This is a genomic window from Parasphingorhabdus sp. (genome assembly GCF_036964565.1).
Lineage (GTDB): Bacteria > Pseudomonadota > Alphaproteobacteria > Sphingomonadales > Sphingomonadaceae > Parasphingorhabdus.
In genome coordinates this window covers 1-26,439 of sequence record NZ_JBALTN010000004.1, presented here as the reverse complement: position 1 = coordinate 26,439, position 26,439 = coordinate 1, and the positions used below count along the sequence as shown (strand labels likewise).

The 26,439-nt window shown below is 58.2% G+C and carries 32 protein-coding genes and 1 tRNA gene; 20 read left to right on the top strand and 13 right to left on the bottom strand.

What is annotated here, in order from left to right:
- Window positions 1–6 precede the first annotated feature (6 nt).
- Window positions 7–1,056, top strand: coding sequence for a tRNA epoxyqueuosine(34) reductase QueG (gene queG, locus V7650_RS06100; RefSeq protein WP_335655364.1), 1,050 nt, complete (start codon window positions 7–9; stop codon window positions 1,054–1,056).
- Here the strand turns inward: queG and V7650_RS06095 are convergent.
- The gene (locus V7650_RS06095) at window positions 1,048–1,413 is read right to left on the bottom strand and encodes a hypothetical protein (RefSeq protein WP_335655363.1); all 366 of its coding nucleotides are present in this window, start codon (window positions 1,411–1,413) and stop codon (window positions 1,048–1,050) included. The two genes, queG and V7650_RS06095, sit on opposite strands and share 9 nt — an antisense overlap.
- Window positions 1,410–2,099: an EI24 domain-containing protein gene (locus V7650_RS06090; protein ID WP_335655362.1), complete on the bottom strand. Its 690-nt coding sequence runs from the start codon at window positions 2,097–2,099 to the stop codon at window positions 1,410–1,412. The genes V7650_RS06095 and V7650_RS06090 overlap by 4 nt, the downstream gene beginning before the upstream one ends.
- 107 nt (window positions 2,100–2,206) lie before the next feature.
- Between V7650_RS06090 and V7650_RS06085 the strand changes: the two genes are divergently transcribed.
- On the top strand, window positions 2,207–3,205 hold the full coding sequence (locus V7650_RS06085) for an adenosine kinase (protein ID WP_335655361.1): 999 nt from the start codon (window positions 2,207–2,209) through the stop codon (window positions 3,203–3,205).
- On the opposite strand, the gene V7650_RS06080 is transcribed toward V7650_RS06085, so the two are convergent.
- The 3 genes from V7650_RS06080 to tsaD all read right to left on the bottom strand — a co-directional run bounded on the left by V7650_RS06080 (window position 3,206) and on the right by tsaD (window position 6,835).
- Window positions 3,206–4,687, bottom strand: coding sequence for a lipopolysaccharide biosynthesis protein (locus V7650_RS06080; protein WP_335655691.1), 1,482 nt, complete (start codon window positions 4,685–4,687; stop codon window positions 3,206–3,208).
- A 121-nt stretch (window positions 4,688–4,808) separates the two neighbouring features.
- A complete protein-coding gene (locus V7650_RS06075) occupies window positions 4,809–5,804 on the bottom strand; it encodes an NAD(P)H-dependent glycerol-3-phosphate dehydrogenase (protein WP_335655360.1) in 996 nt (331 codons plus the stop codon).
- Window positions 5,801–6,835 (bottom strand): tRNA (adenosine(37)-N6)-threonylcarbamoyltransferase complex transferase subunit TsaD, encoded by a 1,035-nt coding sequence (gene tsaD, locus V7650_RS06070; RefSeq protein WP_335655359.1) that lies wholly within the window; start codon window positions 6,833–6,835, stop codon window positions 5,801–5,803. Before tsaD ends, V7650_RS06075 begins: the two co-directional genes overlap by 4 nt.
- A 44-nt stretch (window positions 6,836–6,879) precedes the next feature.
- Between tsaD and hemC the strand changes: the two genes are divergently transcribed.
- The 3 genes from hemC to V7650_RS06055 are packed head-to-tail and all read left to right on the top strand — an operon-like array spanning window position 6,880 to window position 9,530.
- Window positions 6,880–7,833, top strand: coding sequence for a hydroxymethylbilane synthase (hemC, locus tag V7650_RS06065; protein ID WP_335655358.1), 954 nt, complete (start codon window positions 6,880–6,882; stop codon window positions 7,831–7,833).
- Entirely contained in the window at window positions 7,830–8,516 is a 687-nt protein-coding gene (locus tag V7650_RS06060) for a uroporphyrinogen-III synthase (protein ID WP_335655357.1), read from the top strand. Before hemC ends, V7650_RS06060 begins: the two co-directional genes overlap by 4 nt.
- Before the next feature lie 45 nt (window positions 8,517–8,561).
- Window positions 8,562–9,530: a mitofilin family membrane protein gene (locus V7650_RS06055; protein ID WP_335655356.1), complete on the top strand. Its 969-nt coding sequence runs from the start codon at window positions 8,562–8,564 to the stop codon at window positions 9,528–9,530.
- On the opposite strand, the gene V7650_RS06050 is transcribed toward V7650_RS06055, so the two are convergent.
- Genes V7650_RS06050 through V7650_RS06040 form a run of 3 tightly spaced genes read right to left on the bottom strand, consistent with a single transcriptional unit; the run spans window position 9,527 to window position 12,252 of the window.
- Window positions 9,527–9,925, bottom strand: a complete 399-nt coding sequence (locus V7650_RS06050; protein ID WP_335655355.1) for an acyl-CoA thioesterase — start codon at window positions 9,923–9,925, stop codon at window positions 9,527–9,529. The two genes, V7650_RS06055 and V7650_RS06050, sit on opposite strands and share 4 nt — an antisense overlap.
- Complete coding sequence (locus tag V7650_RS06045) at window positions 9,925–10,185, bottom strand: hypothetical protein (RefSeq protein WP_335655354.1); 261 nt, start codon at window positions 10,183–10,185, stop codon at window positions 9,925–9,927. The genes V7650_RS06050 and V7650_RS06045 overlap by 1 nt, the downstream gene beginning before the upstream one ends.
- Window positions 10,186–12,252: a S9 family peptidase gene (locus tag V7650_RS06040; RefSeq protein WP_335655353.1), complete on the bottom strand. Its 2,067-nt coding sequence runs from the start codon at window positions 12,250–12,252 to the stop codon at window positions 10,186–10,188.
- Between the two features lie 101 nt (window positions 12,253–12,353).
- Between V7650_RS06040 and V7650_RS06035 the strand changes: the two genes are divergently transcribed.
- The 3 genes from V7650_RS06035 to V7650_RS06025 are packed head-to-tail and all read left to right on the top strand — an operon-like array spanning window position 12,354 to window position 15,108.
- Window positions 12,354–14,144: an aminopeptidase P family protein gene (locus V7650_RS06035; RefSeq protein WP_335655690.1), complete on the top strand. Its 1,791-nt coding sequence runs from the start codon at window positions 12,354–12,356 to the stop codon at window positions 14,142–14,144.
- 52 nt (window positions 14,145–14,196) lie between these two features.
- Complete coding sequence (locus V7650_RS06030; RefSeq protein WP_335655352.1) at window positions 14,197–14,583, top strand: VOC family protein; 387 nt, start codon at window positions 14,197–14,199, stop codon at window positions 14,581–14,583.
- A 33-nt stretch (window positions 14,584–14,616) separates the two neighbouring features.
- Entirely contained in the window at window positions 14,617–15,108 is a 492-nt protein-coding gene (locus tag V7650_RS06025) for an acyl-CoA thioesterase (protein WP_335655351.1), read from the top strand.
- 27 nt (window positions 15,109–15,135) lie between these two features.
- Here the strand turns inward: V7650_RS06025 and V7650_RS06020 are convergent, their stop codons facing one another.
- Window positions 15,136–15,282 carry a hypothetical protein gene (locus V7650_RS06020; RefSeq protein ID WP_335655350.1) on the bottom strand — a complete coding sequence of 49 codons (147 nt, stop codon included), beginning with the start codon at window positions 15,280–15,282 and terminating at the stop codon, window positions 15,136–15,138.
- Between the two features lie 131 nt (window positions 15,283–15,413).
- Here V7650_RS06020 and V7650_RS06015 point away from each other — a divergent pair.
- From V7650_RS06015 to V7650_RS06005, 3 genes are all read left to right on the top strand, one after another.
- A tRNA-Thr gene (locus V7650_RS06015) sits at window positions 15,414–15,488 on the top strand.
- 177 nt (window positions 15,489–15,665) lie between these two features.
- Window positions 15,666–16,148: a hypothetical protein gene (locus V7650_RS06010; RefSeq protein WP_335655349.1), complete on the top strand. Its 483-nt coding sequence runs from the start codon at window positions 15,666–15,668 to the stop codon at window positions 16,146–16,148.
- Window positions 16,129–16,905, top strand: a complete 777-nt coding sequence (locus tag V7650_RS06005) for a hypothetical protein (RefSeq protein WP_335655348.1) — start codon at window positions 16,129–16,131, stop codon at window positions 16,903–16,905. The genes V7650_RS06010 and V7650_RS06005 overlap by 20 nt, the downstream gene beginning before the upstream one ends.
- A gap of 199 nt (window positions 16,906–17,104) precedes the next feature.
- On the opposite strand, the gene V7650_RS06000 is transcribed toward V7650_RS06005, so the two are convergent.
- Window positions 17,105–17,593: a DUF6998 domain-containing protein gene (locus V7650_RS06000; RefSeq protein ID WP_335655347.1), complete on the bottom strand. Its 489-nt coding sequence runs from the start codon at window positions 17,591–17,593 to the stop codon at window positions 17,105–17,107.
- Window positions 17,594–17,866: 273 nt separating this feature from the next.
- On the opposite strand from V7650_RS06000, the gene V7650_RS05995 reads away from it, so the two are divergent.
- From V7650_RS05995 to V7650_RS05985, 3 genes are all read left to right on the top strand, one after another.
- Window positions 17,867–18,265, top strand: coding sequence for a hypothetical protein (locus V7650_RS05995; protein ID WP_335655346.1), 399 nt, complete (start codon window positions 17,867–17,869; stop codon window positions 18,263–18,265).
- Complete coding sequence (locus V7650_RS05990; protein ID WP_335655345.1) at window positions 18,262–18,507, top strand: hypothetical protein; 246 nt, start codon at window positions 18,262–18,264, stop codon at window positions 18,505–18,507. The genes V7650_RS05995 and V7650_RS05990 overlap by 4 nt, the downstream gene beginning before the upstream one ends.
- A 317-nt stretch (window positions 18,508–18,824) precedes the next feature.
- Window positions 18,825–19,907 (top strand): site-specific integrase, encoded by a 1,083-nt coding sequence (locus V7650_RS05985; protein WP_335655344.1) that lies wholly within the window; start codon window positions 18,825–18,827, stop codon window positions 19,905–19,907.
- Between the two features lie 211 nt (window positions 19,908–20,118).
- On the opposite strand, the gene V7650_RS05980 is transcribed toward V7650_RS05985, so the two are convergent.
- Window positions 20,119–20,547, bottom strand: a complete 429-nt coding sequence (locus V7650_RS05980; RefSeq protein ID WP_335655343.1) for an RrF2 family transcriptional regulator — start codon at window positions 20,545–20,547, stop codon at window positions 20,119–20,121.
- Between the two features lie 83 nt (window positions 20,548–20,630).
- Between V7650_RS05980 and V7650_RS05975 the strand changes: the two genes are divergently transcribed.
- From V7650_RS05975 to V7650_RS05950, 6 genes are read left to right on the top strand one after another with little or no spacing between them, the layout of a single operon-like run.
- Entirely contained in the window at window positions 20,631–20,822 is a 192-nt protein-coding gene (locus V7650_RS05975) for a hypothetical protein (RefSeq protein WP_335655342.1), read from the top strand.
- A 51-nt stretch (window positions 20,823–20,873) separates the two neighbouring features.
- Window positions 20,874–21,095 (top strand): hypothetical protein, encoded by a 222-nt coding sequence (locus V7650_RS05970; RefSeq protein WP_335655341.1) that lies wholly within the window; start codon window positions 20,874–20,876, stop codon window positions 21,093–21,095.
- On the top strand, window positions 21,089–21,532 hold the full coding sequence (locus V7650_RS05965) for a hypothetical protein (RefSeq protein WP_335655340.1): 444 nt from the start codon (window positions 21,089–21,091) through the stop codon (window positions 21,530–21,532). Before V7650_RS05970 ends, V7650_RS05965 begins: the two co-directional genes overlap by 7 nt.
- Complete coding sequence (locus V7650_RS05960; protein WP_335655339.1) at window positions 21,532–21,840, top strand: DUF1971 domain-containing protein; 309 nt, start codon at window positions 21,532–21,534, stop codon at window positions 21,838–21,840. Before V7650_RS05965 ends, V7650_RS05960 begins: the two co-directional genes overlap by 1 nt.
- Window positions 21,833–22,297 (top strand): hypothetical protein, encoded by a 465-nt coding sequence (locus V7650_RS05955; RefSeq protein WP_335655338.1) that lies wholly within the window; start codon window positions 21,833–21,835, stop codon window positions 22,295–22,297. The genes V7650_RS05960 and V7650_RS05955 overlap by 8 nt, the downstream gene beginning before the upstream one ends.
- Before the next feature lie 20 nt (window positions 22,298–22,317).
- The gene (locus V7650_RS05950; RefSeq protein WP_335655337.1) at window positions 22,318–24,594 is read left to right on the top strand and encodes a nitric-oxide reductase large subunit; all 2,277 of its coding nucleotides are present in this window, start codon (window positions 22,318–22,320) and stop codon (window positions 24,592–24,594) included.
- Window positions 24,595–24,846: 252 nt separating this feature from the next.
- On the opposite strand, the gene V7650_RS05945 is transcribed toward V7650_RS05950, so the two are convergent.
- Window positions 24,847–25,881: an EAL domain-containing protein gene (locus V7650_RS05945; RefSeq protein WP_335655336.1), complete on the bottom strand. Its 1,035-nt coding sequence runs from the start codon at window positions 25,879–25,881 to the stop codon at window positions 24,847–24,849.
- A gap of 189 nt (window positions 25,882–26,070) precedes the next feature.
- Window positions 26,071–26,439 (bottom strand): ATP-binding protein (locus V7650_RS05940; protein WP_335655335.1); only part of this gene is annotated, 369 nt, incomplete at its 5' end.

Sequence of the window (26,439 nt, the reverse complement as noted above, 5' to 3'; positions counted from 1 at the left end):
CAGGCTATGGCGAATGACAAGTTAAGATTGGCAAAAGCGCTGGAAATAAAGGCGCGCGAGGAAGGGTTCTCCGCCATCGGGATCGCTCCGGCAACGCTCGCACCGGATACCCGGCAGCGATTGCAGCGCTGGCTCTCCGAAGGCCGGCAGGGCGACATGATCTGGATGGCGAATCGGGCCGACGAGCGTTCCGATCCGGTGGCGCTGTGGCCCGCTGTCGAAACGGTGATCATGCTCGGGATGAGCTACGCCCCCGCCGCCGATCCGTTTGCGCTGGAAGGGATATCCGATCACGGCCGGATATCGGTCTATGCGCAGGGCAAGGACTATCATGACGTCGTCAAGGGTGCGCTCAAGCGCACCGCCGGCTGGCTGGTCGGGCAGGCCGAATGCGAGGTGAAGGTCTTTGTCGACACCGCGCCGGTGATGGAAAAGCCGCTGGCGGAAGCCGCGGGCCTTGGCTGGCAGGGCAAGCATACCAATGTGGTCAGCCGGACCCACGGCAGCTGGCTGTTTCTCGGCGCAATCTACACCACGCTGCAGCTGGAGCCGTCGAAGCCCAGGCGGGATTTGTGCGGCAGTTGCTCGGCCTGCCAGGATATCTGTCCCACCGGAGCATTTCCTGCGCCCTATCAGCTCGATGCGCGCGCCTGCATTTCCTATCTGACGATCGAACACAAGGGCCCGATCCCGCACGAATATCGCAAGGCGATCGGCAATCACGTCTATGGCTGCGACGACTGCCTGGCGGTCTGTCCCTGGAACAAGTTCGCGCAGGCGGGGGCGGCGAACAAGGCGTTCCTGCCGCGCGCCGAACTCGCGGCACCGGCGCTGGCCGACCTGCTGGCGCTCGACGATGCCGGGTTCCGGCAGGTGTTCTCCGGGTCGCCGATCAAACGCAGCGGGCGCAACCGGATGGTCCGCAACGCGCTGATTGCCGCGGGAAACAGCGGCGACGTCGCGCTGGTCGCGCCGGTGCAGGCGCTGCTCGCGGATGATGACGCGGTGGTCCGGGAAGCGGCCAGCTGGGCGCTGGACCAGTTGGCGTCAGCGTGACCGCAGGGCGTTGACGCAGCTGACGCGGTCGACGGCAGCGCCGTCACTGCGACGGGTGTCGATATGGGTCACCCGGCCATCGCCACCTTCCTGCGGGGGATAGAGATAGGCATCCAATATGCAGGCGCCGCTCGCGAACTGCAGCTTGCGTGCCGGTGGTTCGGATATGTCGAGCTGCGGATCGCCGAACAGGCGGGTCAGCTGACCGGCGGTCTTGCCCATGACGATTTCGAGGCCGGCCACAGAATTGAGCGGGGAGGCCGCGACCGAAGGCAGGCCCGTGGCACGCGGCGCGCTGGTCGAGGCGCAGGCAGCCAGGGCCGGAAGGGACAGCAACAGCAGGATCTTGGTTTTCATGGTCGCAAATTTTCCTTTTTCCCATGTACCAGGTGGGTAGCCATAGCGGCTGCCAGAACCGGCGCAAGAAAATTGACGAACGGCACCGCGAGCAGCAACGCGGCGATCAGTCCGAGCAGGAAGCGCTGCGGTTTGGGGAGGCTCCATTCCGCCGCGATATTGCGATAATCGGGAATATGCCGGGCCGCGACCATGTCCTGGAGATCCCGGCCGAGCAACAGGCCGTTCACGGCGAAAAAGGCGATCGGCAGGCCGATGCCGGTGACCAGCAGCAGGATATAGAGCGGCGCGGCAAGAATATTATAGGCTAAGGCGCGACCGGTCGATGCCAGGCCCATCCGGATACCCAGCGCATAGCCCGGCGGCTTCGCCGTCTGCGCCCGTTCCGGATAATAGCGCTGCTCGACCGCATCGACGATATCGTCCGAGAAAATATTGAGGACGAAGATGGCGACGATCCGGAACAGCAGCACGCCGGTCAATATGGCGATGAGCGCTGCCGTGGCAGCGGCCGCAAAGCCGCCGTCCGTCCACCCCAGCCAGGCGAACAGCCAGACCAGCGCAAAATAGGCGGCGACACCGAACAGAATGAACAGCAAAATGGTGAGCAGCACCACCTTGAGCAGGATCGCCAGGATTTTTCGGTCGGTGAATTGCGCAAGCGCGCGGGTGAAGGCCTGGATCATTTTCGCTCCATGTCACGTTTGCCGAGCCAGCGTCAATTATGCTTGAAGGCAACGGGGCAACATCCTAACGCACCCCCAACCCTGCAAACTGCCCCAAGAGGATCCTTATGACCACCGAAGCCCGTTATGATATTGTCGCCATCGGCAACGCCATCGTCGACGTCATCGCCCAAGCCAGCGACGATTTTCTTGACGAGGAGCAGCTGGTCAAGGGCAGCATGGCGCTGATCGACGCCGAACGGGCGCAGGAATTGTATCGGGACATGGGACCGGCGCGGGAAATCAGCGGTGGCTCTGGAGCGAACACGCTCGCCGGCGCTTCGACGCTCGGCCTGCAGTGCGCCCTGATCGCCCAGGTCGCCGACGACCAGCTGGGCGAGGTTTTTGCCCACGACATTCGCGCCACCGGCATCGATTTTGATGTGCCGCCGCTTGGCAAGGAGCCGCCGACCGCCCGCTGCCTGATCTTTGTGACCCAAGACGCGCAGCGCACGATGAACACCTTTCTCGGCGCGTCCCAGTTTCTGCCGCCGGCCGCCGTCGACGCCGATCTGATCGCCAGCGGCTCCATCCTGTATCTGGAAGGCTATCTGTGGGATGCCGAGGAGCCCAAGGCAGCGATGGCGCTGGGAATTGATATTGCAAGGCAGAACGGTCGCAAGGTCGCCTTCACGCTGTCCGACACATTCTGTGTCGACCGGCACAGGGCGGAGTTTCTTGATCTGATCGACAATGGCAAGATCGATATCCTGTTTGCCAATGAAGCGGAAATCATGATGCTGGGCGAAGGCGAAGACTTTGATGCGGCGGTGGCGGAGACCGCTGCCAAGGTGGAAACGCTGATCGTGACGCGCAGCGAACAGGGTGCGATTGCCGTCCGGGACGGCAAGACAACGGCTGTCGCGGCCGAGCCCGTGGATCAAATCATTGATACGACGGGTGCCGGAGACCTGTTCGCAGCCGGTTTCCTGAGCGGCTATATCGAACAGCGGTCGATGGAAGACTGTCTTACCATCGGCGCAATCGCCGCTGCGGAGGTGATCTCCCATTATGGCGCACGGCCGGAAGCGGACCTGCGCGCACTGGTTGCCGCCCGGCTCGGCTGATCAGCCTTTCATCTTGAACAGCTTGCGGTCCTCGGGGCCGAAGCCCCATTTCCAGATGACCCAGGCATAGCTGCCGAGAATCATCGGGATGCCGACGATCAGTTCGGCCCATTCGGGCAGCAGGGTCGCCAGATAGCCGGTGGCACCGGCAACGCCGACCGCAAGCAGCAGGGTCCAGCGCCAGCCGTTGACCGGTGCGTCGAGTAGCTTTGACAGGAAGATCGCCTTGACCACCGACGCATAGGCGAGCGCAACCATCAGGGCTGCCGCGACCGCCGCCGCCTGGAACAGCGGCCCCCAGCCGAGATAGACGCAAATCTGGATGAAGGCGACGCTGAGCGCGGCCTGCAGCAGCAGCATCGACAGCGAGATCAGCAGATTGCGGTGACGAGCTATGTAGACCAGCGCCGATTCGCTGACCACTGCGGTCGCCGCCACCGCTTCCGCAGCCAGCAGAAAGGCGAGCGCGCCGGTGCCACCGACGAAATTCGGGCCGACCAGCCCCATCACCGCTTCGCCGGGAATCGCAAGCGCGAGCGCGATACCGATCTGGGCGGCGATGATCCAGTAGCCGACCTGGCTGACCTGGCTGGCAATGGCTTTCATGTTGCCGGCCTCCAGATTGCGGGTGATCACCGGACCGAGAATGGGATCGAAGCTGGTCTTGAGCTTCTGCGGCAGGCTCGCGACCTGCTGGGCGATATAGTAGATACCGACGACGGCCGGCGAGGCAAACAGGCCGAGGATCGCCAGGTCCAGCCGGCGCGACCCCCATTCGGCGGCGTCGGCCGCTGCCAGCGGCATGTTGAGCCGGGCGATTCTCGCGATTTTCATGGGTCTCGGCCGCCATCCCCAGGGCAGGCCGTAGCTCTTGAACAGCGGCCACAGGGACGCGCCGAGGGCGGCGATCATCGAAACGACATAGGAGAGGATCAGTCCGTCGCGCAGCGAATAATAGGAAAAGAGAAAGGCGGCGATGCTGATCGTCCAGGGCTCGACGATCGACCGGGCGCGCACGGTCGCGGCGATATCGTAGCGATAGGCGAGGGCGGCGAGCGCGATGTCCGCTCCGACCACCGTGAAGATGACCAGCGGCAGGAAGCGGTCGAGGCCGTTTATCTGGCTGTTGGGGAACATGATGAAGGGAAAGGCGATCAATATCGCTGCTGCCACGCCGGATGCGAGGAAACTGACCAGAAGGCCGTCCCAGACCACGTGGACATGGGGTCTCTTGGTCTTGCTCAGCTGCGCGGCCAGTCCCCGTTTCAGACCGAGCGTGGCGAGCTGGGCGGCAAATTCGACCACCAGTATCGCATAGGCAAAGCGCCCCAGCGCGTCGGCACCATAGATGCGGCCAGCAATGAACAGAAAGGGCAGGCGCGCGGCGAGGCGCAGCAGGAAACCAAAGATATTGGTCCGCCCGCCCTTGGCCAGCGCGGCAATATCATCCTTGTTCCTGTCAGCGGGGGAGCTGCCGCCCACAGGCGCGGCACCGACCGTGCCTGATGAGTCAGGGCTGTTCAAATCGCTCTCCGGCTGGTCCGCTTCAAGACATGTCGTCTACAGCAGTTCTGCTTGCTTGTCATTATCATGCCTTGCCGGCCTATCGTCGTTCCGAAACCAGCGGCCTTTTCATGAGTCGGGTGACCACAGACTGAACATCGGCTTCGCCGTTCAGCAAGGCGCACACGGCATCGACGATCGGCATTGCGATGCCGCGTGCCATCGCATCCCGCTGCAGCACCGGTGCGGTGGAGGCGCCCTCCGCCACCGTTGCGCGATCCGACAGGAGCGATTCCGCCGACTGGCCTTCGCCCAGCCCCCGACCCAGCGAGAAGTTGCGCGAGCTGGTCGAGGAACAGGTCAAAACCAGGTCGCCGAGGCCGCACAGGCCGGAGAGGGTTTCAACGCTGGCCCCGCGCGCTGCTCCGTAGCGGAGCATTTCGGCAAAGCCGCGGCTGATCAGCGAAGCGCGGGCATTCTGCCCGAGGCCGGCGCCGTCGACCACGCCGCAACCAATCGCCAGCACATTCTTGACCGCCCCGCCAATTTCCGCGCCGATCACATCATCGGAATAATAGGGCCGGAAACCGGTTTTGGCGATCACCGGGTTGAGCCGGTCCCACAGGTCCTCGCTGTCGCACGCCAGGGTCAGGGCGGTTGGCAGTCCTTGCGCGACTTCATGGGCAAAGGTGGGTCCGGACAGGACCGCAAGCGGATTGTCCGCCCGCAATTCCGCCGCAACCTCGCTCATCAGCATCCGGCTTTGCGCCTCGATTCCCTTGCAGCACAGCACGAGCGCTGCATCGCTATCCGGCAGTGCCATCAGAGTGGTTCGCAGATGCTGCGCCGGTGTGACCAGCAGCAGCACGTCGCAAGCCGCCATCGCCTGCAGGTCGCCGGTCGCGCGGATCGTGTCGCGAAGCCGGTGACCGGGCAGAAAGGACCGGTTTTCCCGATCCTGATTGATCTGGTCGACCAGGTCCGGTTCGCGCGCCCACAGCAGCAGTTCGTCCTGGCCCTCGGACAGGACCTGCGCCAGCGCCGTACCCCACGCACCGGCCCCGACCACGCCAATTTTGCCTGCCGCGCGGTTCACGCCTTCACCCCCGCGCCGCGCGCCTTTTCGGCCGTAGGATCGAGGGGCCAGCGCGGCCGGGCGACAAAATCGAGGGGATCGGTGAGGCCGGCGGCGAACCGCTCGGCCCCGGCCCAGGCAATCATTGCCGCGTTATCGGTACACAGCCATTGTGGCGGCGCGGTGAAGGCCATGCTGTTCTGTTCCGCGACCTGTTCGAGCATCGCGCGAATCGGGCCGTTGGCAGCGACGCCGCCGGCAACCACGAGATGGGCGCAACGGTCATGTTCCTCTATCGCCTTTTCCAGCCGGTCCCGCAGGCAGTCGACGACCGCCTGCTGGAAGGAAGCGGCAATATCTTCCGGCCTGTGGGTGCCGGATTGATGGGCGCGGACCACCGCGCTTTTCAGGCCGGCAAAGGAAAAATGCGGCTCGGCGGAGCGAAGCAGGGGGCGGGGCAGGGGAACGGCGGCCGGATCGCCCTGGCGGGCAATGGCCTCCACCTTCGGGCCGCCGGGATAGCCGAGGCCAAGGATTTTCGCGGTCTTGTCGAACGCCTCGCCCGCGGCATCGTCGATCGTCGTGGCCAGCCGCCGATACTGGCCGACCCCCTCGACCCGCAATATCTGGCAATGGCCGCCGGACACCAGCATCAGCAGATAGGGAAAGGCGAGATCGGCGTTGACCAGGCGCGGCGACAGCGCATGGCCCTCGAGATGATTGACGGCAATCAGGGGCTTGTCCGCGGCCATGGCCAGGGCCTTGCCGGTGACCAGGCCCACCATGACGCCACCGATCAGGCCGGGACCGGCGGTCGCGGCGACGGCATCGACATCAGCCAGCGACTTGCCGGCTTCGGCGAAAGCGGCTTCGATCAGGGGTGTCAGGATCTCGGCATGGGCGCGGGCCGCAATCTCGGGAACGACGCCGCCATAGGGTGCATGTTCGGCTTCCTGGCCCGCCAGTTGGTGCGCCAGAATCTGGCGATCGGACGTGACCAGCGCGGCCGCTGTTTCGTCACAGCTCGATTCAATTCCCAATATCAGGCTCATGACGCTTTTACTTAGGCGCTCAAGCCATTAGGACAAGCGCTATCATGAGCGAAGACAGCAAAAAAGAAATTCTCGCCGGCCTCGACCGGCCCCTGCGCATCGGCACGCGCCAGTCGCCCCTGGCGATGGCCCAGGCAGAGATGACTGCCAACGCGCTGCTATCCACCCATGGCTGGCGGCCCGACCAGGTCGAACTGGTGCCGATGGTGGCCAGCGGTGACAAGATACTCGATCGCGCGCTGGCCGACGTGGGTGGCAAGGCGCTCTGGACCAAGGAACTGGATCACGCGCTGGGCAATGGCGACATAGACTGCTCCGTGCACAGCATGAAGGATGTGGAAACCATCCGGCCCGAACAGTTCATTCTCGCCGGGATGCTGGAGCGCGCGGATATTCATGACCGTCTGGTCGGGGCGGAGTCGATCGAGGCCCTCGCCGAGGGAGCAATTGTCGGCACCGCCTCTCCGCGCCGCAAGGCACAGCTGCTGCGCCAGAGACCCGATCTCGATATCCGGCTGATTCGCGGCAATGTCCAGACCAGGCTGCAGAAAATAGAGAGCGGCGAATTTGACGCGACCATGCTGGCCGCGGCGGGCCTGAACCGCCTCGACATGGCGGATGTCGGCGTCGAGATATCCGACGAGATCATGCTTCCCGCCCCGGCGCAGGGTGCAATCGGGATCGAGGTACAGTCCGGCGACCGCCACGTCCGGCATCTGATCCGCGCGATATCCGCGGCCAATACATTTCGTGCGGTGATTGCCGAGCGCCTGTTTCTGAAACAGCTGACAGCCGACTGCCACAGCCCGGTCGCCGCGCTGGCCACGATCGACGGGGCGACGGCGCATCTGCGCGCTGAAATTCTGTTGCCCGACGGTTCGGAATGCGTGGAGGACAGTTCGACTTTCGATATCGGCGATGTCTCCGCACCCGCCATATTGGCGGACAAACTGCTGGGCAAAGCCAGCCCCGCGCTGAAAGCCATATTTGGACGATGAGCCTGCCGGTACTGATCCTGCGGCCCAAGGATGGTGCGCGGCAGACCGAGCTTCGGGCCGAAAATCTGGGGTTGAAGACGGTTGTCGATCCGCTGTTTGCGGTCGAGCCGGTCTTGTGGTCGGCGCCGTCGGCGGCGGATTTTGACGCCCTGTTGCTGACCAGTGCCAATGCGGTGGACCATGGCGGGCCGCAGCTGGACGCGTTCAGGGCGTTGCCGGTGCTGGCCGTCGGGGAAGCAACGGCAAGCACGGCCAGAGCCGCCGGATTCCAGGTAGCGGAAACCGGCAACGCCGGCGCGCAGCAATTGCTGGAGCAAAGGACGGCCGACCGGTACGGCAGGCTGCTGTGGCTGGCGGGCGAGCAGCATAGCGACCTCGATCCGGGCGCGCGGCGGCTGGACATCATTCCGGTCTATCGGTCGGCGGCGGTTCCCCTCGGCGCAAAAGCCGTTGCCTGCCTGCACTCGGAAACGATAGTGCTGCTCCACTCGGCCCGCGCGGCTCAGCATCTGGCAAGCGAGATGGACCGGCTGCAAATCCCGCGTGGCAGGCATCAGGCGGTCGTTTTTTCCGGGAAGGTGGCCAAAGCGGCCGGTCGCGGGTGGCGCAGTGTCCACACCGCCAGCCGTCCGGATGACGACGCTTTACTGTCTCTGGCGAGCGGACTATGCCAGAAAAAATGAGAATATTTGGTTCGCCATATGGCCGGGCCGGGAAGGGAAACCGGAATGAGCCGTGATTTTGAGAGACTTTCGCCGTCGACGGGCAAAAGCAATCTGACGCGCAATGTGCTGATATTGATGGTTGTCGCCTTCATCGGAGGGGCCATACTGACCGGCTGGATCTTGTCCCGCTACAATCCCTTTGACAGCAGTCCCGATACCGACGCCGTTGCCGGTGCGAATGGCAACGGCACGGCAAAAAAGCCGGACCCGGTTGCGGCGCTTGCCAATCGGATTGATGCGGATGGCAGCGTCCTGCCGCCCCGGGCGCAGTCGTCCGAAGCGGCGCCTGCGCCGACCCTGGCGCCGGATCTGGAACGGGCGTTGGCGGTCCGGGTTGCGGATCTCGAGGATCGCTTGTCGCGGATCAACGTGCAGGCGCAGGCGGCGTCGGGCAATGCCGCGCGGGCCGAGGGTCTGCTGATCGCCTTTGCCGCGCGCCGTGCCCTCGATCGCGGATCGCCGCTTGGCTATATCGATTCGCAGCTCCGGCTTCGCTTTGGCGATGCGCAACCCAAGGCCGTGACGACCATCGTCAACGCCTCGCGCCAGCCGGTGACGCTGGAAGAGCTGTCCGCCGGTCTCGACGATCTGGGCCCGACGCTGATCACCGGTTCGAGCGGGGCCGGATTCTGGTCCGACTTTCAGCAGGAGCTGGCGGAACTGTTCGTGATTCGGCGGCCGGGAACGCCGTCACCGGCACCGCACCAGCGCCTGACGCGAGCGAAGCGCTATGTCGAAACCGGCAATGTCGATGCCGCCATCGCCGAGGTAGAGAAACTGCCCGGCGTGGAAAAGGATGAGGACGCGCTGCAATGGATGGAGAAGGCACGGCGCTACAACGAAGCGCGGCGTGCTTTGGACGTTATCGAAACCGCAGCCATTCTGGAGCCGCAGCAATTGCGCACCGCGGACGGTGACAAGGTCGACCAGCCTTCGCCGCTGGCACCGACAAATGCGATCCCCGCGCCCTAGGCCTTGAGAAAAATTTCCGCGAGACCAGCGGGTACGCGAACCGGGCGCTGGCTCGATCGTTCGATGATCGCCCAGCTGGTTTTCGCTTCAACCCTGATCGCGCCATCCGGCCCGGTGAAGCTGACGTTGCGCCAGAAGCGCGCGCCCTTCGGCGGTTCTGAAATCCATGTTCGTCCGGTCACGGTCTCGCCGGCGCCGACATTGCCGCGATAGTCGATCTCGTGCCGGGTCACGACCCAGATATAGCGGTCAATGGCATCCTGCGGCGCGATCGCCTGCCAGTGGGCCGTCGCGACCTCCTGTATCCAGCGCACCCAGACCGCGTTGTTGACATGGCCGAGTTCGTCAATGTCGGATGGTTGGGCGGTGATTTCGATAGTGAAGTGTTCCAACATTAGTTAGAATTGCTTTGTTCAATTTTGGACCGATAACCGAGATATTGAATAATATTTGATTTTTCCACCCGCTCGATTTCAAAATTCGCACGTGGATACCGATTTTGTGAAAGGTTGCGAAGGCGGAGCGTCTCTTTTTTTGTCGCTCCAGCTTTTGAAAAAGCGAAAACATATCGGACCATCAGGAGAATGTCGTCTCCATCTTCTGTATTTTTGACTCCCTCCCCCCAGAGCCTGCTGCCGATATAATAGAAGCCCATTTATTCCGCCATGCCCGTCTGCCAAAGAATAAAGGCGAATTCCTCCGCCGTTTCCTCCAGCGCGTTCCAGCGGCCCGACTTGCCACCATGGCCTGCGCCCATATTGGTCTTGAGCAGCAGGATATTGTCATCGGTCTTGGTCGCGCGCAGCTTTGCCGTCCATTTCGCCGGTTCCCAGTAGGTCACGCGCGGATCGTTGAGTCCGCCGGTGATCATCATCGGCGGATAGGCCTGCGCCGTCACATTGTCATAGGGCGAATAGCTGCGGATATATTCGAAGGCGGCCTTGTCGGTAATCGGATTGCCCCATTCCGGCCATTCTCCGGGCGTCAGCGGCAGGCTTTCGTCCTGCATCGTATTGAGCACATCGACAAACGGGACATGCGCGACCACTGCGCCCCAGAGATCGGGGTCGCTGTTGACGATCGCGCCCATCAGTTCGCCGCCGGCCGAACCGCCGGAGGCGGTGATCCGTCCCTCACTGCTGTAGCCCTTGGCGATCAGACCCTTGGCAACATCGACAAAATCGTTGAACGTGTTGGTTCGCCTGGTGAGCTTACCGTCGAGATACCAGTTGCGACCGAGGTCATCGCCGCCGCGGATATGGGCGATGGCATAGACGAAGCCGCGATCGACCAGGCTGAGCCGCGTGGTCGAGAAGCTGGGCGGCACGGCATAGCCATAGGCACCGTAGGAATAGAGATGCAGCGGCGCGCTGCCGTCGATCTTGGTGTCCTTGCGATAGACGAGCGAAACCGGCACCGGGGTGCCGTCGCGGACCTCGATCATCATCCGTTCGGTGACATATTGGCTGGCGTCGTAGCCGGAGGGTATCTCCTGTACCTTCAGCGTCTCGAGCGACCGGTCGGCGAGATGATAATCGAACACCGTGTTCGGCATGACCATCGACGCATAGCCAAGCCGCAGCTTGTCGACATCATATTCCGGATTGTCGTCGACTCCGGCGCTGTAGCTGGCCTCGGGGAACGCAATCCGTTCGACTTGCGCCGGATCGTCATAGGAACGGATCTCGACCTGGTCGAGGCCATTTTCGCGGCCCTCGGTGACATAGAAATTCTTGAAGGTGCAGACATCGGTCAGATAGAAGTCGTCCGATCCCGCGATCAGCGTGGTCCAGTTGTCCGGATCGCCGATGGGCGCCGTCGCCAGCCGGAAATTGACATGATCGTCGTTGGTCAGGATGTAGAGCGTGCCGTCATGTTCCTCCACCTCATATTCCCGGCCGGTTTGCCGTGCCGATACGAGAATAGGCTCGGCCAGCGGATCGTCGGTCGGCAGCAGCCGCACTTCGCTGGTCTCGTGGTCCCCCGTGGAAAGGACGATATATTTTTCCGAATGGGTCAGGCCGATACCGACCCGGTACCCGCCGTCATCCTCGTGATACAGCTCGACATCATCGGCGATATCGGTCCCGAGAACATGCAGGCGGGCATTGTCGGTGCGCCATTGCTCGTTGGCGAGGCCGTAGAGCAACATACTGGAATCGGCCGACCAGACCAGGCTCGACAGCGTTCCGGGAATGACATCGGGCAGCAGTTCGCCGGTGGTCATGTCCTTGATCCGCGCCTCGAACCGCTCCGAACCATTGTCGTCATAGGCATAGGCCAGCAGGCGGCCATCGGGGGATACCGACGCCGCGCCGAGGCGGAAATATTCCTTGCCCTCCGCCAGCAGATTCTCGTCCAGCATCAGCTGGTCTTCGCCTCCGGACACCGCCTTGCGCCAGTGCTGGCGATATTGCATGCCCTCTTCGAACTTGCTCCAGTAGAGCCAGTCGCCGTCCTTCTGCGGAACCGAGCTGTCGTCTTCCTTGATCCGTGCCTTCATCTCGCGGAACAGGGCGTCGGTCAGCGGCTTGCGATCTGCCATATTCTGTTCGAACCACTGGTTCTCGGCCTTGAGATAGGCCAGCACATCCTCGTCCTCGACCACCGGGTAGCGCGGGTCCTTGAGCCAGTGCCAGGGGTCGCTGATCCGGTATCCGTGTCGCTCGTAGCTGTGGGCGCGCTGCTCTGCAAATGGCGGAAGGGTAAGCTTTTTGGTCATGGTCTCTGGTCTTCTCCGGCCGGTTTTAGGTGGCGATTGGGGCTCGGAACCCCTATGTGTTCCACCATAAGCTAATTCAAGGAGTTTGCTCAGCGATGTTGATGTCCACCTACGAAGCCCGCCTCCACGCGTTGCGGGAACAAATGCAAAAAGACGGTCTCGACGGATTTGTGGTCCCGATCTGCGACGAGCATATGAGCGAATATGTCGGCGAATATGCCCAGCGACTGGCGTGGCTGACCGGCTTTGGCGGTTCGTCCGGGTCAGCGGTTGTGCTGAAGGACAAGGCGGCGATGTTCATCGATGGTCGCTATGTCGTGCAGGTCCGCGACCAGGTCGACGGCAATCTGTACGAATATGTCAATATCAAGGACCAGAAGCCGCATGAGTGGCTCGCCGCCCATGCGCCGGATGGTGGGAAGATCGGTTACGACAGCTGGCTGCACACCCGCGACTGGGTACAAGCGGCGAGCAAGGCGCTGAAGAAATCCGGCGCGGAGCTGGTCGAGGTGGCCCGCAATCCGATCGATGCGGTCTGGGAGGACCAGCCGCAGCGCTCGCCGGAGAAACTGGCGGTTCACGGCGATCAATATGCCGGCAAGTCGGCGCGGGACAAGCGCGCCGATGTCGCCGCCTGGCTCAAGGAAAACGGCTATGATGCAACGGTGATTGCGGCCCTGGATTCGGTCGCCTGGTTCTTCAACATTCGCGGCAAGGACATTGCCAACACGCCCGTACCGCTCGCCTATGCGATTGTCCGCGCCGACGAGACGGCAACGCTGTTCGTCGCGCCGGAAAAGCTGACCGATGCGGTGCGCGAGCATCTCGGCAATCATGTCGAGATCCGGGACTATGCGGAGCTCGCCGACGCCCTGGCAGATATGAAGGGCAAGACCGTGGCGGTCGATCCGGAGCGGTCGGTCGCCGCCATCTTTTCGGCGCTCGACAGCGCCGGCGCCAACGTCGTCAAGGAGCGCGATCCAACGATCCTCGCCAAGGCGATCAAGAATGAAGCGGAGATATCCGGTCACCGCGCTGCGCAGAAGCGCGATGGTGCGGCGCTGACCAAATTCCTGCACTGGATGGCCAGCGAAGCGCCCAAGGGCGGCCAGGACGAACTGTCGGCAGCCGCACGGCTGCGCCAGTTCCGCGAGGAAAACCCCGAGCTGAAGGATCTCTCCTTCCGGACAATTTCCGCCGCCGGCGATCATGGCGCCCTGCCGCATTACAGCGTCAACGAGGAAACCAATCAGCCGATCGCGATGAATTCGCTCTATCTGGTCGACAGCGGCGGCCAGTATCTCGACGGTACCACCGATGTCACGCGGGTGGTGGCGGTGGGCGAACCGACCGCGGAAATGCGCAAGCGCTACACCCAGGTGCTGCAGGGCCATATCGCCCTCGACCAGGCGGTGTTCCCCAAGGGCACGACCGGCGGCCAGCTCGATATACTCGCACGCCAGTATCTGTGGGCCGATGGCGTCGATTTCGGCCACGGCACCGGTCACGGCGTCGGCAGCTACCTGTCGGTACACGAAGGACCGCAGCGCATCGCCAGCTTCGGCGGGATGAACGAGGCGCTGCAACCGGGCATGATCCTGTCCAACGAGCCGGGCTATTACAAGGCTGGCGAGTTCGGCATTCGCATCGAGAATCTGTTCCTTGTCGAGGAGCGCGAGATCGAGGGCGGCGAACAGACCATGCTCGGCTTCGAGACGCTGACCTTCGCGCCGCTGGAGCGCAAGCTGATCGATGTCGCGATGCTCTCTGCGGAACAGCGCCAGTGGGTCGACGACTATCACGCCAAGGTTCGCGCAGTGATCGCACCCCAGCTGGAAGGCGATGATCTGGAGTGGCTGAAGGCGCAGACGGCACCACTAGGAACCGATTGACGCGACTCGTTTGTTCCCGTAATGTTCTTTCTCCCTATCGAGGAGAAAGTTGATGATTGGCTATGTCACTTTGGGAACCAACGACCTGCCGCGCGCGGCGAAATTCTATGACGCGATCGCCGCCGAAATGGGTGTCGGCCGGATGATGGATTTCGACCAGTTCATCGCCTGGGGCACAATGGACGGCCCGCCGGGCGTCGCCGCGACCAAGCCCTTCGACGGCCAGCCGGCCACCGTCGGCAATGGCGTGATGGTGGCGCTGGAGGCGAAGGACCCGGATCAGGTACAGCGCATCTATGATATCGCCCTGTCCCATGGCGGCAGCGACGAGGGTGCACCGGGGCCGCGCGGCGAAGAGGGCTTTTACGCCGGCTATTTCCGCGATCCCGACGGCAACAAACTGAACGCCTTTTGCATGACGGGTCCGCAACCCGGTTGACAGGCCCGGCGCGCTCGGGAAAGAGCCTGCGCCATGACAGAACAGAGAAATCCCCGCGACGGCTTTCGCCTGATCACGCCGCTGCGCGTGCGCTATGCCGAATGCGATCTGCAGGGCATCGTCTTCAACGCCCATTATCTGGCCTTTGCCGATATCGGCATGACCGAATATATGCGCGCGCTGATCGCGGCGGACAGGCCGAAGGGCGATGATGACATGCTGGGGTCGTTCACGCGGCATTTCGGCGGCGACAACTGGGTGCGCCACGCCGATGTCGACTATCGCGCTTCGGCGAAAGCCGACGACCTGCTTGACGTCGCGGTGCGAATCACCCGCTTCGGCAAGACCAGCTATGGCCTGCTCGTCCACATATTGCGCGGCGACGAACTGCTCAACGTCATCAAGCTGACCTATGTCTGGTTTGACCCGGCCACCGAGACAGTGTCGCCGGTTTCGGCAAAATTCATCGCGGCGGTGAACGAATTCGAACACATCAAGCCGGAGCGCGCGGTGGTCAGCGTCTAGCGCTTGCCCCCCTGGATCAAGGCCTGATCAAGGCTTGGCTTCGTCCTTGTCAGGTGCCGCCTGCCTCGCCTGCGCCTTGCGCAACCGCAGATTGCCGCGCAGCTGCGCGGCGAGCCGCTCGGCTTTTTCGGCTTCCTTGCGCAGTTTCTCGGACTTGGGCTGTGGCTTGGGCATGGCGGTCAATTGCCATTATCGCGCGAAAGATGCAACTCCGCTTGACAAGATCGCGCGCATTTGGTCTTAGGCCCGCGGTCTGGCATAAACCGCAACGATTGGCGGACAATGCCGATGCATCGAAATGGTCGGCTGCTGTAGCTCAGTGGTAGAGCGCGTCATTGGTAATGACGAGGTCGAGAGTTCAATTCTCTCTAGCAGCACCATTTGTTCAGCTTAGTGAAAATCGGTTCCCTACGGGGGGTGCCCAAACGTGGGTGCGTGCTTGGGTATGGCGTGGGTGGTGCTTTGGTCCATTAAGTTTGTACAAGTAAATTTTGCTAGTTGTGGTATGAACCGTCTAAGTCATGGTAACCTAACACTTTAGACTCGGGGGCTGGTGAATGATCAATAACTTTGAAGTAGTAAAGAATCAGCTCTCCGAGCTTTCGGAAGTCATCAACAAATTTAAATCTGAAGCCGTGCAGTTGCGCATTGTTGAAATTGTTCTGGGTGACGGGAGCTTTCCAAAGCTGTCTTCCTCTGGCGCCGCAGAGCCGCCGCTAAAGTCAGGACCTTCTCGGCGTCGCAAGCAGAAGAGTGTTAAGACTGCGGCGGAACCGTCCAATGGAGTAATGCAAGACAAGGTGGCGAAAAAGAGCAGACCTAGCGGTCAAGGCGCGGTTGCAATTCTTTCGGAACTCGCGGATGGTTCTTTTTTCGACCAGCCAAAGACCTTAAAAGATATTGTAGACTACTGCGAGAAAAAGCTCGCCCGTCGATTTAAGGCAAATGAATTTTCTGGAAAATTGGGTCGGCTGACACGTGACGGAGTGCTCGACCGGAACAAGAATGGCGACAATCAGTATGAGTACACCAAAATCTAAGTCCCCGCTTGACGCGGCTTTGGCCAATGTCAGCACGGTGTTCAGAAGCAAAATAATCAATCAATTCTTGGCTTTGAAGACTGGTCTTGCCGCCGGAAATGATAAAGTCGTCGGAATTGAGGCCGGTCATTTGTGTGAAACCGTTCTTAGGCTTCTGCAAGATGAGGTGCACGGAAATCACACAAATTTTGGTACAAGTATCGGCAACTTTGGAAACGAATGTAGATTGCTGGTTACAAGTGGCAATGCAGCAGTAAATGAATCTCTGCGAACGGTGATCCCGCGTGCGCTAGTTTACGTCTACACGATGCGCAACAAGCGGGGAATTGGGCATGTAGGAGGCGATGTTGACGCAAATCGGATCGACTCCTTAAGCATCGCTCAAACGTGCGACTGGATTGTCTGCGAGCTGATACGTTGTTTCCATGGCCTTTCACTTGAAGAGGCTCAAGATGTGGTAGATGGATTGGCTGTCCGCAGCGTACCAGAAACTTGGGAAGTTGGTGGGAAAAAGCGTGTCTTAAAGAAGGGGCTCAAGTTCAAGGACCAAGTCTTGTTGCTTTGCTATCAAGATCCAAGTTCTGCCATTTTGTGTGAAGACATGTTTGACTGGGTCGAATACTCGAATTTTTCAACGTTCAAGACAAAGGTTTTAGACCCTTTGCATAAAGAGCGGCTGATCGAGTATGACAAAAATTCGGACTACATCACTATTTCCCCCTTGGGAGCCAAGGAGGTTGAGGATCGTATCTTGTAGCGGTGGATGGAAAGCATCCGAAGTATACGCAAAACTTTTGTCTTTCAGCCGGTCCGGTTAGTAGCATTGTTTCAAGCAGAACGTGACCGAGTTGGCTTATTGTCTAGAAAGCTCTCTCTATATAACTGCTATATAACGCTTATCCACAAGGGGGGCAGCATGCTGATTACCACGGCTAGCTGTTCTAGGATTATGCCCTTCAGCGTGCGGTGATCTCAAACCAACTGATACGATGCTTGCCATCTTTGGCCTTGGGCAGATCTTTCCTGGAGATCATCCGGCAAGCCAGCTCGAAATCCTGATTGATCTTCACCACCAGTAGCTTGCTGAAATTGCCGCTGGCTTTGACCTCCACGTAGTCATTGGCCTTGAACGGCGTGATGGTTTTGACCTCGACAAAATCGTTGCCAAGGCGTCCATCGGAGCCCTGCGCATAGTTACGATGCAGCTTCACCCCGTAGGTTATCGCTCCAAACAGTTCCCCGATATCACCATACACCTGCAGATGGCTGCCTGTGGTAAAGTGATACTGTTCCGCGACGCTGAGGAGGTCTTCGAATATTGGTATCAGGGACCGATCGGCGTTGGGATATTTCGCGCCCCATTCCTTGTACCGGATTTGCTCTTCGATCTCGCCCCAGCCGACCCATTCGCCGTCATCCCAAATCGCATTGTCCGGACCCAACATAATCGCCTCCCACGTTCACCCAGCCTTTTCGGATCAACTGATTAAAAATGAGAAAACACGGATAGAAAACGCATAATGTATCATTTGATAACGCGAAGTAAAATCCATCTTATTTGAATAGGCAAAATGGCTGATTATTGATTGCAATGCCACTGCCAATTCATCCTGTATAACAAAGCTGAACCAATGACCCTCTGGATTAAATTCCGGGGGGTTTTGCGTTGTGCGAAACAGAAAGACCATCAAATGATAAGCATACGAAGCTCCTCCGGGATGACCAGTACGATAGCGCTTTTAGCTGAAGGAAAGCTCAAAGATTTACTGAAGCTCCGCATGGCTCAGTTATCGGTGTGGGACGGCTATGACCTCGGACAGATAAGCCAGTTCGTCATATTGACGGCAGGTGATAGCGACGCCGATGCCGCCAACGACGTTAGGTTTAGCCTCCTGGAAAACATGGTAGACGGAATCAGATTCCCTGATGAAGGGTTTGAGCCATCGTTTGAATTTATTGATTACCATGCTGATGCCCAAGGGCTGGGATGGTGGGAATTGATCTACATTTTCGGTAGTGATTTCGGGATCACGGTCCTGCTTCAAGATCACAAAGATTGTGATCCAGAACTATTGGCCATGTGCCGGAAATATTCCGAAATTAGGCACAAAGTATGACCCTAATTGGGAGGCTGGCGCTGTTTTGTGTTTTGATGGGGCTGGTTAAAATGACCACCGAGGTCCTGTTGGTCGCATTGGCGTTGGCGTGGATTTACGGTGCCATCGTCAGGCCAGCGGAAACTTTCACTCTGCTGTTTCTGCTGACACTGGCCGCGTGCATTAGGGCTTACCCCGGCTGGTCGCTGCTGGGATTGGGAATCATATTGCTGTCAATTTGGATCGCGACCAAAAAATCATGACGTGGTGGCCGGTGTGATCGCCGGCCATCATTTTTTTTTCGCACTGGGGTTGACCAAATTGATATAACATCCCATTGTGAGCACTGGGATGGAATGCTGTGACCGGTTATTCCGCCGCGACGTGGATTGAATTATTTCAAACCACAGCATCGATGAATTACCCTGTTCAGTCCGGCAGGCAATGGTTCATCGGAGTAGCACTTTTGCCAGGAGGCATGGACACACTGTTCAACCTTTAGAAGTGCCACCGGTCTATCCAAAATTTACACGGATGCTTTCGCAAAACGCCGGAATTATGTTCCGGAGAAAGCTTTGTTATGCCCGTTAACAACACGAATCTGAATAAGAATACAAATGCAAATCGCATTAGTGCAGCGTCGATCACCGTGCCACAAGGTACCGATCCTGGACGCCAACCTATCGATGCTTCATTGATCACTGTTGCTTCAAACCAGACAGACGACCGTCTAATCGCGGCATCCTATTGGACGGAATATGGCTGGAAGGTATTGCCGTCCGACCCAAAGACAAAAAAGGTCTATGCATCTGCCGAAGAAAAACAATCTGGCTTCACGCATGAAGCCTTTAAGGAACACTTAGACCAATTTCCTAAGCATCATCCCGCGATCGTGCTGGACGAAAAACTGATTGCCATTGCATCTAGCGGTAATGATTACAGCCAAAAGCTATCCAGCTTTGTTCAAGGCTTGAGACTTAGTGTGGCACCGTGTTGTTGGCTCGTCGACAAGAACCGAGAAATGATTTTCTATCGCTTGCCGGACGGCAACAGTCTCCCTGCCACGGTTAAGCTAGCCGACGGTATAAAACTGTTGCGCGAAGGTGAAGTCCTGCTGTTGCCTCAAGGTGAATTCCTAAATCAGAAGAACTTGAGATTGTCGGAAGTGCCCCAGTTATCAGCAAAGGATCTAGATGCATTTAGGGTCCCGAAGCCCACAGTAAACGAAGCACCTCCGACATCTAAGGAAACCCAACTCTCCAAATATAGCTTGAAGGGATTTGCTAATACTCTGGAACAGCAAGCTGAAGCTGCCACTCCCATTTTAGGACAATTAGCACTTAAAGGGCATGCGACGGCTTTCTATGCGTCACCAAATACCGGGAACCCGAAGACGCTGAAGCCCTATTCAGACATCAAGAAGGCATGGCAGGAGGCAAGGAAGCTTGCAGATTTGGAAGACGTTCATTTGCATGATCTGCGCCATAGTTTCGCATCCATGGCACTTAATTCTGGCGCTGGAATCGACCTTTACACCGTCGGAAAAATCTTAGGTCATCAGAGTATCGCCAGTACTGAACGCTATTCGCATCTCGCCAATGATACGCTCATGGCAGCGGCCGAAGCGGGAGCCGCCAAGCTGGATGTGAACTGGTCGAATTAGAGGTTTACCCGGATTGGAGCTTTCTGCCCTCGTGGCGGGATTGCTTTGATCCGGGTGGGCATTGCCACCGCTATTTTTTTTTTTTTGCTTTGAAAGCGGACTGACTGGAAACGCCCTAATTCCGGTCGTTCCGATGCATTCTATTATTGCCGTAAAGCGGCCGACCAAATGACTTTGTGTTTATCAAGCCGGAGCACCGTATCCCAAATCCTTAACTTTCCAAACGAAGCGCAAAGCTATCTAAATCGTTGACCAAATCGGAAACTGTAAACCCATCTAGATACTGGAAAAATGCCTCGACCGCACCGTGGAGAGCGTGTCGTAAGCCACAGGCGGGAGTGACTACGCATTGGTTTGTCGCGGGATCAAAACATTCCACAAAGGTTCCGGTGTCTTCCATTGTTCGAACAACCGTTCCCACATTCAGGGTATCTGCTGGCCGGGCTAACTTTAGACCGCCGCTACGTCCGCGAACGCTTTCAATAAAGCCTTCAGCCGCTAGCCGCTGTGCCACCTTCATCAAATGGTTTTTCGAAATACCATATTGCCGTGCAATTTCAGCGATGGAGTGATGGCCATCTTTTGCGGCTAAAAACATCAATGTACGCAGCGCATAATCGGTCTGAACGGATAATCTCATAAAAGATGCATATCATATATTGCGTTTAAAAGCCAAGCAGCATAAACAGTGTATATCAAATGCATCTTAACCGAGTCGAGATTATGACCGAACCAAGCTATGCCGAACGCGCCAGAGCGAGAAAAATGGCTCAAGCCAATGCGCTGGGCATTGATGATGCGTTGATTTCCAATGTGGTTGAGAAATTTTATGGTGCCATCCGGAGTGACGCGCTTCTCGGGCCAATATTTGAATCCCATGTCGCAGACTGGACACCGCATCTTGCCCGGATGTAAGATTTCTGGGCGTCGGTAACGCTCGAATCGGGCCGTTTCCGAGGCAATCCCATGCTCAAGCATATTGCCGTCGGCGGCCTCGACAACTTGCATTTTGACCGCTGGCTTGTGCTCTGGAACCAGACGTTGGACGATGTCGCGCCCAGTGACGCGGCGGCCCAAGTTTTTCGCGAGGCTGCAGAACGCATCGCTTCCAGCCTGCTCACCGGCATCAAGGTCCAGCGCGGCGGTCTCGACGCCATTTCCAAACCAAAGGAGAAACAATCATGTTGATGGATTTTCAAATGGAAGGCGGACAGGCGGTCACCGCTGAAATCAACGCCGAAATGCAGGACCTGTCCGAGCACTACCGGTCACCGTCGCATGAGAGCCGGAATTTTGAGCTGCCCGCTTCGGTATGGATCACGATGTTCGGTTCTTATGCTGTGTTCTTCACGGCTTTATTCATTGCAACCGGTCACGGCACGGCTGCTATTTTCGCGCTAGTGATCAGCATCGCCTATACCGTCATGTATTTCGGCACTGCGGCGGTTTTGAACAACGTGAGTGCAGCCGAGCGAAAAACATTGCCTCCCGCCAAATCCATAGGCGGGATCGAAACGCAGACGGGCTGGATGGACAATACCGCTGCATATGCCCAGATTTTGACGGTACCGATATTGCTGGCGGTCTTTGCCTGCTGCTTTGCCGTCATCCGGGCCGTGATCTGATGTCCGGCACTTCCAAGCCAGCCGCGCCTTATGGTGCTTCACCGATATTCGATGAGATCAGCCTGCCTGACAAACTGCGCAACGAGCACAGCACGAAGGATGGCACCTGGGGCCTGCTGCGGGTGCTGGAAGGCGAGGTCGAACTTGTCTTTATCGATCCACCATCGCAGCGGCTGGTAACGGTCGATGACCCGGCGCCGATCCCGCCTCAATCGCCACATTTTGTCAAACTGACCGGCCCGATGAAGATGCAGGTCGAGTTTTACCGGGAATATCCCTTGGCTGGCGAAGATAAAGCGGATGGATGACTATAGCATAGCGCGCGCCGTGCATGTCCTCGCCGTCTTGCTATGGATTGGCGGCGTGGCCTTTGTCACGCTGGTGATCATGCCGATGCTTAAGGCCAGCGAGAAGCCGGAAGACCGTCTTGCTAGATTTCAGCAAATCGAAAGCGGCTTTGCCTGGCAAACGCGGATCTGGGTTCTACTTGCTGGTGCGAGCGGTTTATGGATGATCTGGCGGACCGATATGTGGAGCCGCTTCTATGATGCGTCTTACTGGTGGATGCATGCTATGATCGCGGTCTGGGCGATATTCGCGCTGATGCTTTTTGTCATCGAGCCGCTCCACTTGCATCGCCGTATGTCACAATCGACAGATCCGGCACGAGACTTTGCGAAAATGGTGCGAATGCACCAGATTTTGCTGACTTTCAGCATCATCACGGTTTTCGGTGCGGTCGGCGGAAGCCACGGACTTTTTTGACGTAATGGGGGGACGGCATCATGCAAACTTATCGGCAGACTTTTAGCATCAAGCGGCTTTGGATCATACTGACAGTCGGGATGATATTCATGTTCGGCATCCTGCTGTTGCTCGGCGCGCAGATATATCAACAGGCACCGCCCATGCCGGAAGCTGTAAAATCAGCCTCGGGCGAAGTGCTTTACACGCTGGAGGATATTGAGACCGGCCAGAACGTCTGGCAATCAATCGGGGGCATGGAACAGGGCTCGATCTGGGGCCATGGCAGCTATCTCGCACCGGACTGGAGCGCCGACTGGCTTCACCGCGAAGCGGAAACATTGCTTGGCTTGTCGATGGAAACGCCATTGGCCGGTCTGTCCGATACGCAGCACATGGCAATGCAAAAAGCGGCGTTGCAGGACGAAATGCGCACCAACAGCTATGATCCCGCAACCGGTGTCATCACCGTCAGCGATTTGCGCGCCCAGGCGATAAAGCAGGTCGAGACCCATTATGTCAGCCTCTATGAGGGCAGTGACCCGCAATCTTTAGCGCTGCGCCGCGATTATGCTTTTCCGGTCCACGGGCTGTTGAACAGCAAGGAAGCGAAACAGCTTTCGGCCTTCTATTTCTGGACCGCCTGGGGCGCGACGACCAATCGCCCGGGTCAGGAGATCACCTACACAAGCAACTGGCCGCACGAGCCGCTGGTTGGCAACAAACCAACGACCGAAGTGCTGATGTGGAGCATTGCCTCGGTGATCCTGCTGCTTGGCGCTGCGGGCGCACTGATCGCTTATTATGCCAAACAATTTGATGTCTGGCGGCAGGAGATCGAGCCGGAAGAGGGCTATGCCAAAGCCGACATATTGGATAGCGCCGTCATCACGCCATCGATGTGGGCGACGGCGAAATATTTCTGGATCGTCTGTGCGATGTTTCTAGGGCAGGTCTTGCTCGGGATTGTCACCGCTCATTATGCGGTCGAGGGGCAGGGCCTCTATGGCCTGCCGTTCGCGGAATATCTTCCCTATGCGGTGACGCGGACCTGGCACACGCAGCTTGCGGTGCTCTGGATCGCAACCGCATGGCTGGCGAGCGGACTTTACGTCGCGCCTATGTTGGGCGGCAAAGACCCGAAATTCCAGCGCTTTGGTGTCAATTTCCTGTTCATCAGCCTGCTGATCATCGTGATCGGTTCGTTCGCCGGTCAATGGGCGGCGGTCCATCGTTTCTTTGAAGACCTGACAATGAACTTCTGGTTCGGTCATCAGGGTTATGAATATGTCGATCTTGGCCGTTTCTGGCAGATCTATCTGACGATCGGATTGTTTCTATGGGTCGGGCTGGTGGTCCGGGGTCTATGGCCGGTTCTGCAGCAAAAGGGCGGCAAGTCGCTGATCTATCTCGTATTGGTATCCGCCATCGCCATCGGCCTGCTTTATGCCGCCGGTCTGATGTGGGGACAGCATACCCATATTTCGATAATGGAATATTGGCGCTGGTGGGTTGTCCATCTCTGGGTCGAAGGCATTTTTGAGGTCTTCGCCACCGCCATCATCTCGCTGCTGTTCGTGCGCATGGGCCTGTTGCGGACATCGACGGCAACCGTGATGGTGCTGTTTGCGACGATCATCTTCCTGTTCGGAGGCGTGCTCGGGACGTTCCACCATCTCTACTTCAGCGGCACGCCGACTTCGGTGATCGCGGTTGGTGCGATGGTCTCCGCGCTCGAAGTCGTCCCGCTGCTGGTTGTCGGTTTTGAAGCCTATACCAGGCACAAGATTGAACATGAGGCCGAATGGGAAAGCAATTACCGCTGGCCATTCATGTTCTTTGCCGCGGTATTATTCTGGAACCTGGTTGGCGCGGGGCTGTTCGGCTTCATGATCAATCCGCCGATCGCGCTTTATTATATGCAGGGTCTTAACACGACCGCGAACCACGGCCACGCGGCCCTGTTCGGGGTATACGGGATGCTCGGCCTTGGCCTGACCCTATATTGTATGCGCGGTCTCACCAATGTCGCGTTCTGGAACGAGAAAATACTCAAAATCTCCTTCTGGTCGCTCAACATAGGTCTGGCGATGATGACATTCCTGTCGCTGTTGCCGCAGGGTGTGCTCCAGACTTATGTCAGTATCGAAAAAGGCTATTCTTTCGCCCGTTCGGCCGAGTTCATTCACAGCCCGACCATGCAAGCGCTGGTCTGGGCCAGAGTGCCGGGCGATATCGTGTTCAGCGTCGGTGTCTTTGCTTTCGTCTGGTTTGTACTGAAAGCGTTTACGCAGCGTGAAAAGGCAGTCAGTAATTGAAATGGCAATAAGCTGTGTTGTCCCCTTGACGCAATTTCTTATGCGAAGCAGACTGTCCGGAAACCACCCAGCCGTTGCCATTCGAACTGATCAGATGAAAATCAAAGCAGCCAGTCGGCAAGCGCCCCCATTTCCGGTCATTTAGCCGTCCAGTCGATATTTCCGAAAGCGGCCGCCAGCACGACCCATACGGACGTCTGGCTATCAAAGGATGCAAGGCATCGTGAAAACTTGAAGCGTGGCTGAGGAAGATTATCTTTTGTCGTTTGCGTTATAGAATGCCGGCAAAGAGTTTAAGGGTATTGAATAATTGGAGGGGGGATAGAAATCAGCTGGTACATTGGGAACCTGCAATCCCGCCGATGCGATCAGATATGGAGAAACCCTCCGCCGGGTACATAGACCACCGTTTCCATCGCTCACAAGTCGTTCCTTGAATTCGATTCCCTGTTGAAGTTTATGAGAACGGCGCACGACCGCGAGAGCCAGTTGGCCATCCCCAAAATCAATTACGAATTTGGTGCCAACAGGTACGTCCAAAAGCCCTTCCATCAACGCTCCAGTGGGTGAAAGATTACGCATCATCAGCGAATAGCAATGGTTGTCGTGAATGGCGCGAATTTTGCGGTACATCAAAACGCGGTCGTTGCGATACTTGGCTGGGCCGGCCGGCTTTACAATCCATTCCCCGTTTTCAACAAGGCCAAGCAATTCATCGGACCGAACAGCCCTGCTATAGACAAAGCCTTGAACATGACTAACGTTAAGATCGCGAATCCATTCAAGCTCGTCCATAGCTTCGATGCCTTCGGCCGTTGTTTCCATATCCAGTGCCTCTGCAAGCGCTACTATTGCGGCAATAATGGCGCCATTGCGCGAGCCTGGAATCGTCGCTCCCCTAACAAAACTCTGGTCTATTTTGATTTTGTCAAATGGTGCTGTTTGCAAATAACTTAATGATGAATATCCGGTTCCAAAATCATCGAGGGCCAAGCGAACCCCGATTTCCTTAAGATCTGCGAACATTTGATCCGTCTTTTCAGATTCTTCTAAGAATACACTTTCGGTAATTTCCAATTCGAGCCGTTCAGCGGAGAGGCCAGATTGTTTTAGCGCTTGCTGCACAATGCTGGGCAGTTTCTCATCTGCAAACTGAATTGGCGACACATTGACCGCAACTCTGAAATCACTAGGCCATTTTACTGCGTCAAGACATGCCCTATTCAAGGCCCATTCAGCATTGACATCAATCCTAGTGTCTCGATCATTTGCATCGAGGAAATTCAAAAATATCTCGTCATCGGTTAACTGTCAACGGCGGAGTAAAATCAGGCCATATGGCGGCGCAAAAGTAGACCAGTTTTTGGTTGAGCGTGATGGGTGCAAAATGGCGGCGGCCAGTCAGCCGCGCTCCCCAAATAGCTGGCGGTTGACTGGCCGCTTTGGCCCGTCAGGGCCAAATCTGGATTGGCTGGATCAGGTGGCGGCTTTTGCCTTCCGGGCACGGCTTTGGCCGAGTCGATAGCTGTCGCCATTCATCTCGAGGATGTTGACGTGGTGGGTCAGCCGATCGAGCAGTGCTCCGGTCAGACGTTCGGTGCCGAAGGTTTCGGTCCATTCGTCGAATGGCAAATTGCTGGTTATCATCGTGGAGCCGCGCTCATAGCGCTGCGAGATCAGTTCGAACAAGAGCTCTGCACCGGTCTTGGACAATGGCACAAAGCCCAACTCGTCGATGATGAGCAGCTTGACCGCGGCCAGCTGCTTTTGCAGGCGGAGCAGACGGCGCTCGTCTCGGGCTTCCATCATCTCGTTGACCAGCGTCGCGGCGGTGGTGAAGCTGAC

Bases quoted from the DNA above. Each gene is read 5' to 3' on its own strand.
- queG (WP_335655364.1), top strand. From the start codon at position 7: ATGGCGAATGACAAGTTAAGATTGGCAAAAGCGCTGGAAATAAAGGCG.
- V7650_RS06095 (WP_335655363.1), bottom strand. From the start codon at position 1,413: ATGAAAACCAAGATCCTGCTGTTGCTGTCCCTTCCGGCCCTGGCTGCC.
- V7650_RS06090 (WP_335655362.1), bottom strand. From the start codon at position 2,099: ATGATCCAGGCCTTCACCCGCGCGCTTGCGCAATTCACCGACCGAAAA.
- V7650_RS06085 (WP_335655361.1), top strand. From the start codon at position 2,207: ATGACCACCGAAGCCCGTTATGATATTGTCGCCATCGGCAACGCCATC.
- tsaD (WP_335655359.1), bottom strand. From the start codon at position 6,835: ATGAGCCTGATATTGGGAATTGAATCGAGCTGTGACGAAACAGCGGCC.
- hemC (WP_335655358.1), top strand. From the start codon at position 6,880: ATGAGCGAAGACAGCAAAAAAGAAATTCTCGCCGGCCTCGACCGGCCC.
- V7650_RS06060 (WP_335655357.1), top strand. From the start codon at position 7,830: ATGAGCCTGCCGGTACTGATCCTGCGGCCCAAGGATGGTGCGCGGCAG.
- V7650_RS06055 (WP_335655356.1), top strand. From the start codon at position 8,562: ATGAGCCGTGATTTTGAGAGACTTTCGCCGTCGACGGGCAAAAGCAAT.
- V7650_RS06050 (WP_335655355.1), bottom strand. From the start codon at position 9,925: ATGTTGGAACACTTCACTATCGAAATCACCGCCCAACCATCCGACATT.
- V7650_RS06045 (WP_335655354.1), bottom strand. From the start codon at position 10,185: ATGGGCTTCTATTATATCGGCAGCAGGCTCTGGGGGGAGGGAGTCAAA.
- V7650_RS06040 (WP_335655353.1), bottom strand. From the start codon at position 12,252: ATGACCAAAAAGCTTACCCTTCCGCCATTTGCAGAGCAGCGCGCCCAC.
- V7650_RS06035 (WP_335655690.1), top strand. From the start codon at position 12,354: ATGTCCACCTACGAAGCCCGCCTCCACGCGTTGCGGGAACAAATGCAA.
- V7650_RS06030 (WP_335655352.1), top strand. From the start codon at position 14,197: ATGATTGGCTATGTCACTTTGGGAACCAACGACCTGCCGCGCGCGGCG.
- V7650_RS06025 (WP_335655351.1), top strand. From the start codon at position 14,617: ATGACAGAACAGAGAAATCCCCGCGACGGCTTTCGCCTGATCACGCCG.
- V7650_RS06020 (WP_335655350.1), bottom strand. From the start codon at position 15,282: ATGCCCAAGCCACAGCCCAAGTCCGAGAAACTGCGCAAGGAAGCCGAA.
- V7650_RS06010 (WP_335655349.1), top strand. From the start codon at position 15,666: ATGATCAATAACTTTGAAGTAGTAAAGAATCAGCTCTCCGAGCTTTCG.
- V7650_RS06005 (WP_335655348.1), top strand. From the start codon at position 16,129: ATGAGTACACCAAAATCTAAGTCCCCGCTTGACGCGGCTTTGGCCAAT.
- V7650_RS06000 (WP_335655347.1), bottom strand. From the start codon at position 17,593: ATGTTGGGTCCGGACAATGCGATTTGGGATGACGGCGAATGGGTCGGC.
- V7650_RS05995 (WP_335655346.1), top strand. From the start codon at position 17,867: ATGACCAGTACGATAGCGCTTTTAGCTGAAGGAAAGCTCAAAGATTTA.
- V7650_RS05990 (WP_335655345.1), top strand. From the start codon at position 18,262: ATGACCCTAATTGGGAGGCTGGCGCTGTTTTGTGTTTTGATGGGGCTG.
- V7650_RS05985 (WP_335655344.1), top strand. From the start codon at position 18,825: ATGCCCGTTAACAACACGAATCTGAATAAGAATACAAATGCAAATCGC.
- V7650_RS05980 (WP_335655343.1), bottom strand. From the start codon at position 20,547: ATGAGATTATCCGTTCAGACCGATTATGCGCTGCGTACATTGATGTTT.
- V7650_RS05975 (WP_335655342.1), top strand. From the start codon at position 20,631: ATGACCGAACCAAGCTATGCCGAACGCGCCAGAGCGAGAAAAATGGCT.
- V7650_RS05970 (WP_335655341.1), top strand. From the start codon at position 20,874: ATGCTCAAGCATATTGCCGTCGGCGGCCTCGACAACTTGCATTTTGAC.
- V7650_RS05965 (WP_335655340.1), top strand. From the start codon at position 21,089: ATGTTGATGGATTTTCAAATGGAAGGCGGACAGGCGGTCACCGCTGAA.
- V7650_RS05960 (WP_335655339.1), top strand. From the start codon at position 21,532: ATGTCCGGCACTTCCAAGCCAGCCGCGCCTTATGGTGCTTCACCGATA.
- V7650_RS05955 (WP_335655338.1), top strand. From the start codon at position 21,833: ATGGATGACTATAGCATAGCGCGCGCCGTGCATGTCCTCGCCGTCTTG.
- V7650_RS05950 (WP_335655337.1), top strand. From the start codon at position 22,318: ATGCAAACTTATCGGCAGACTTTTAGCATCAAGCGGCTTTGGATCATA.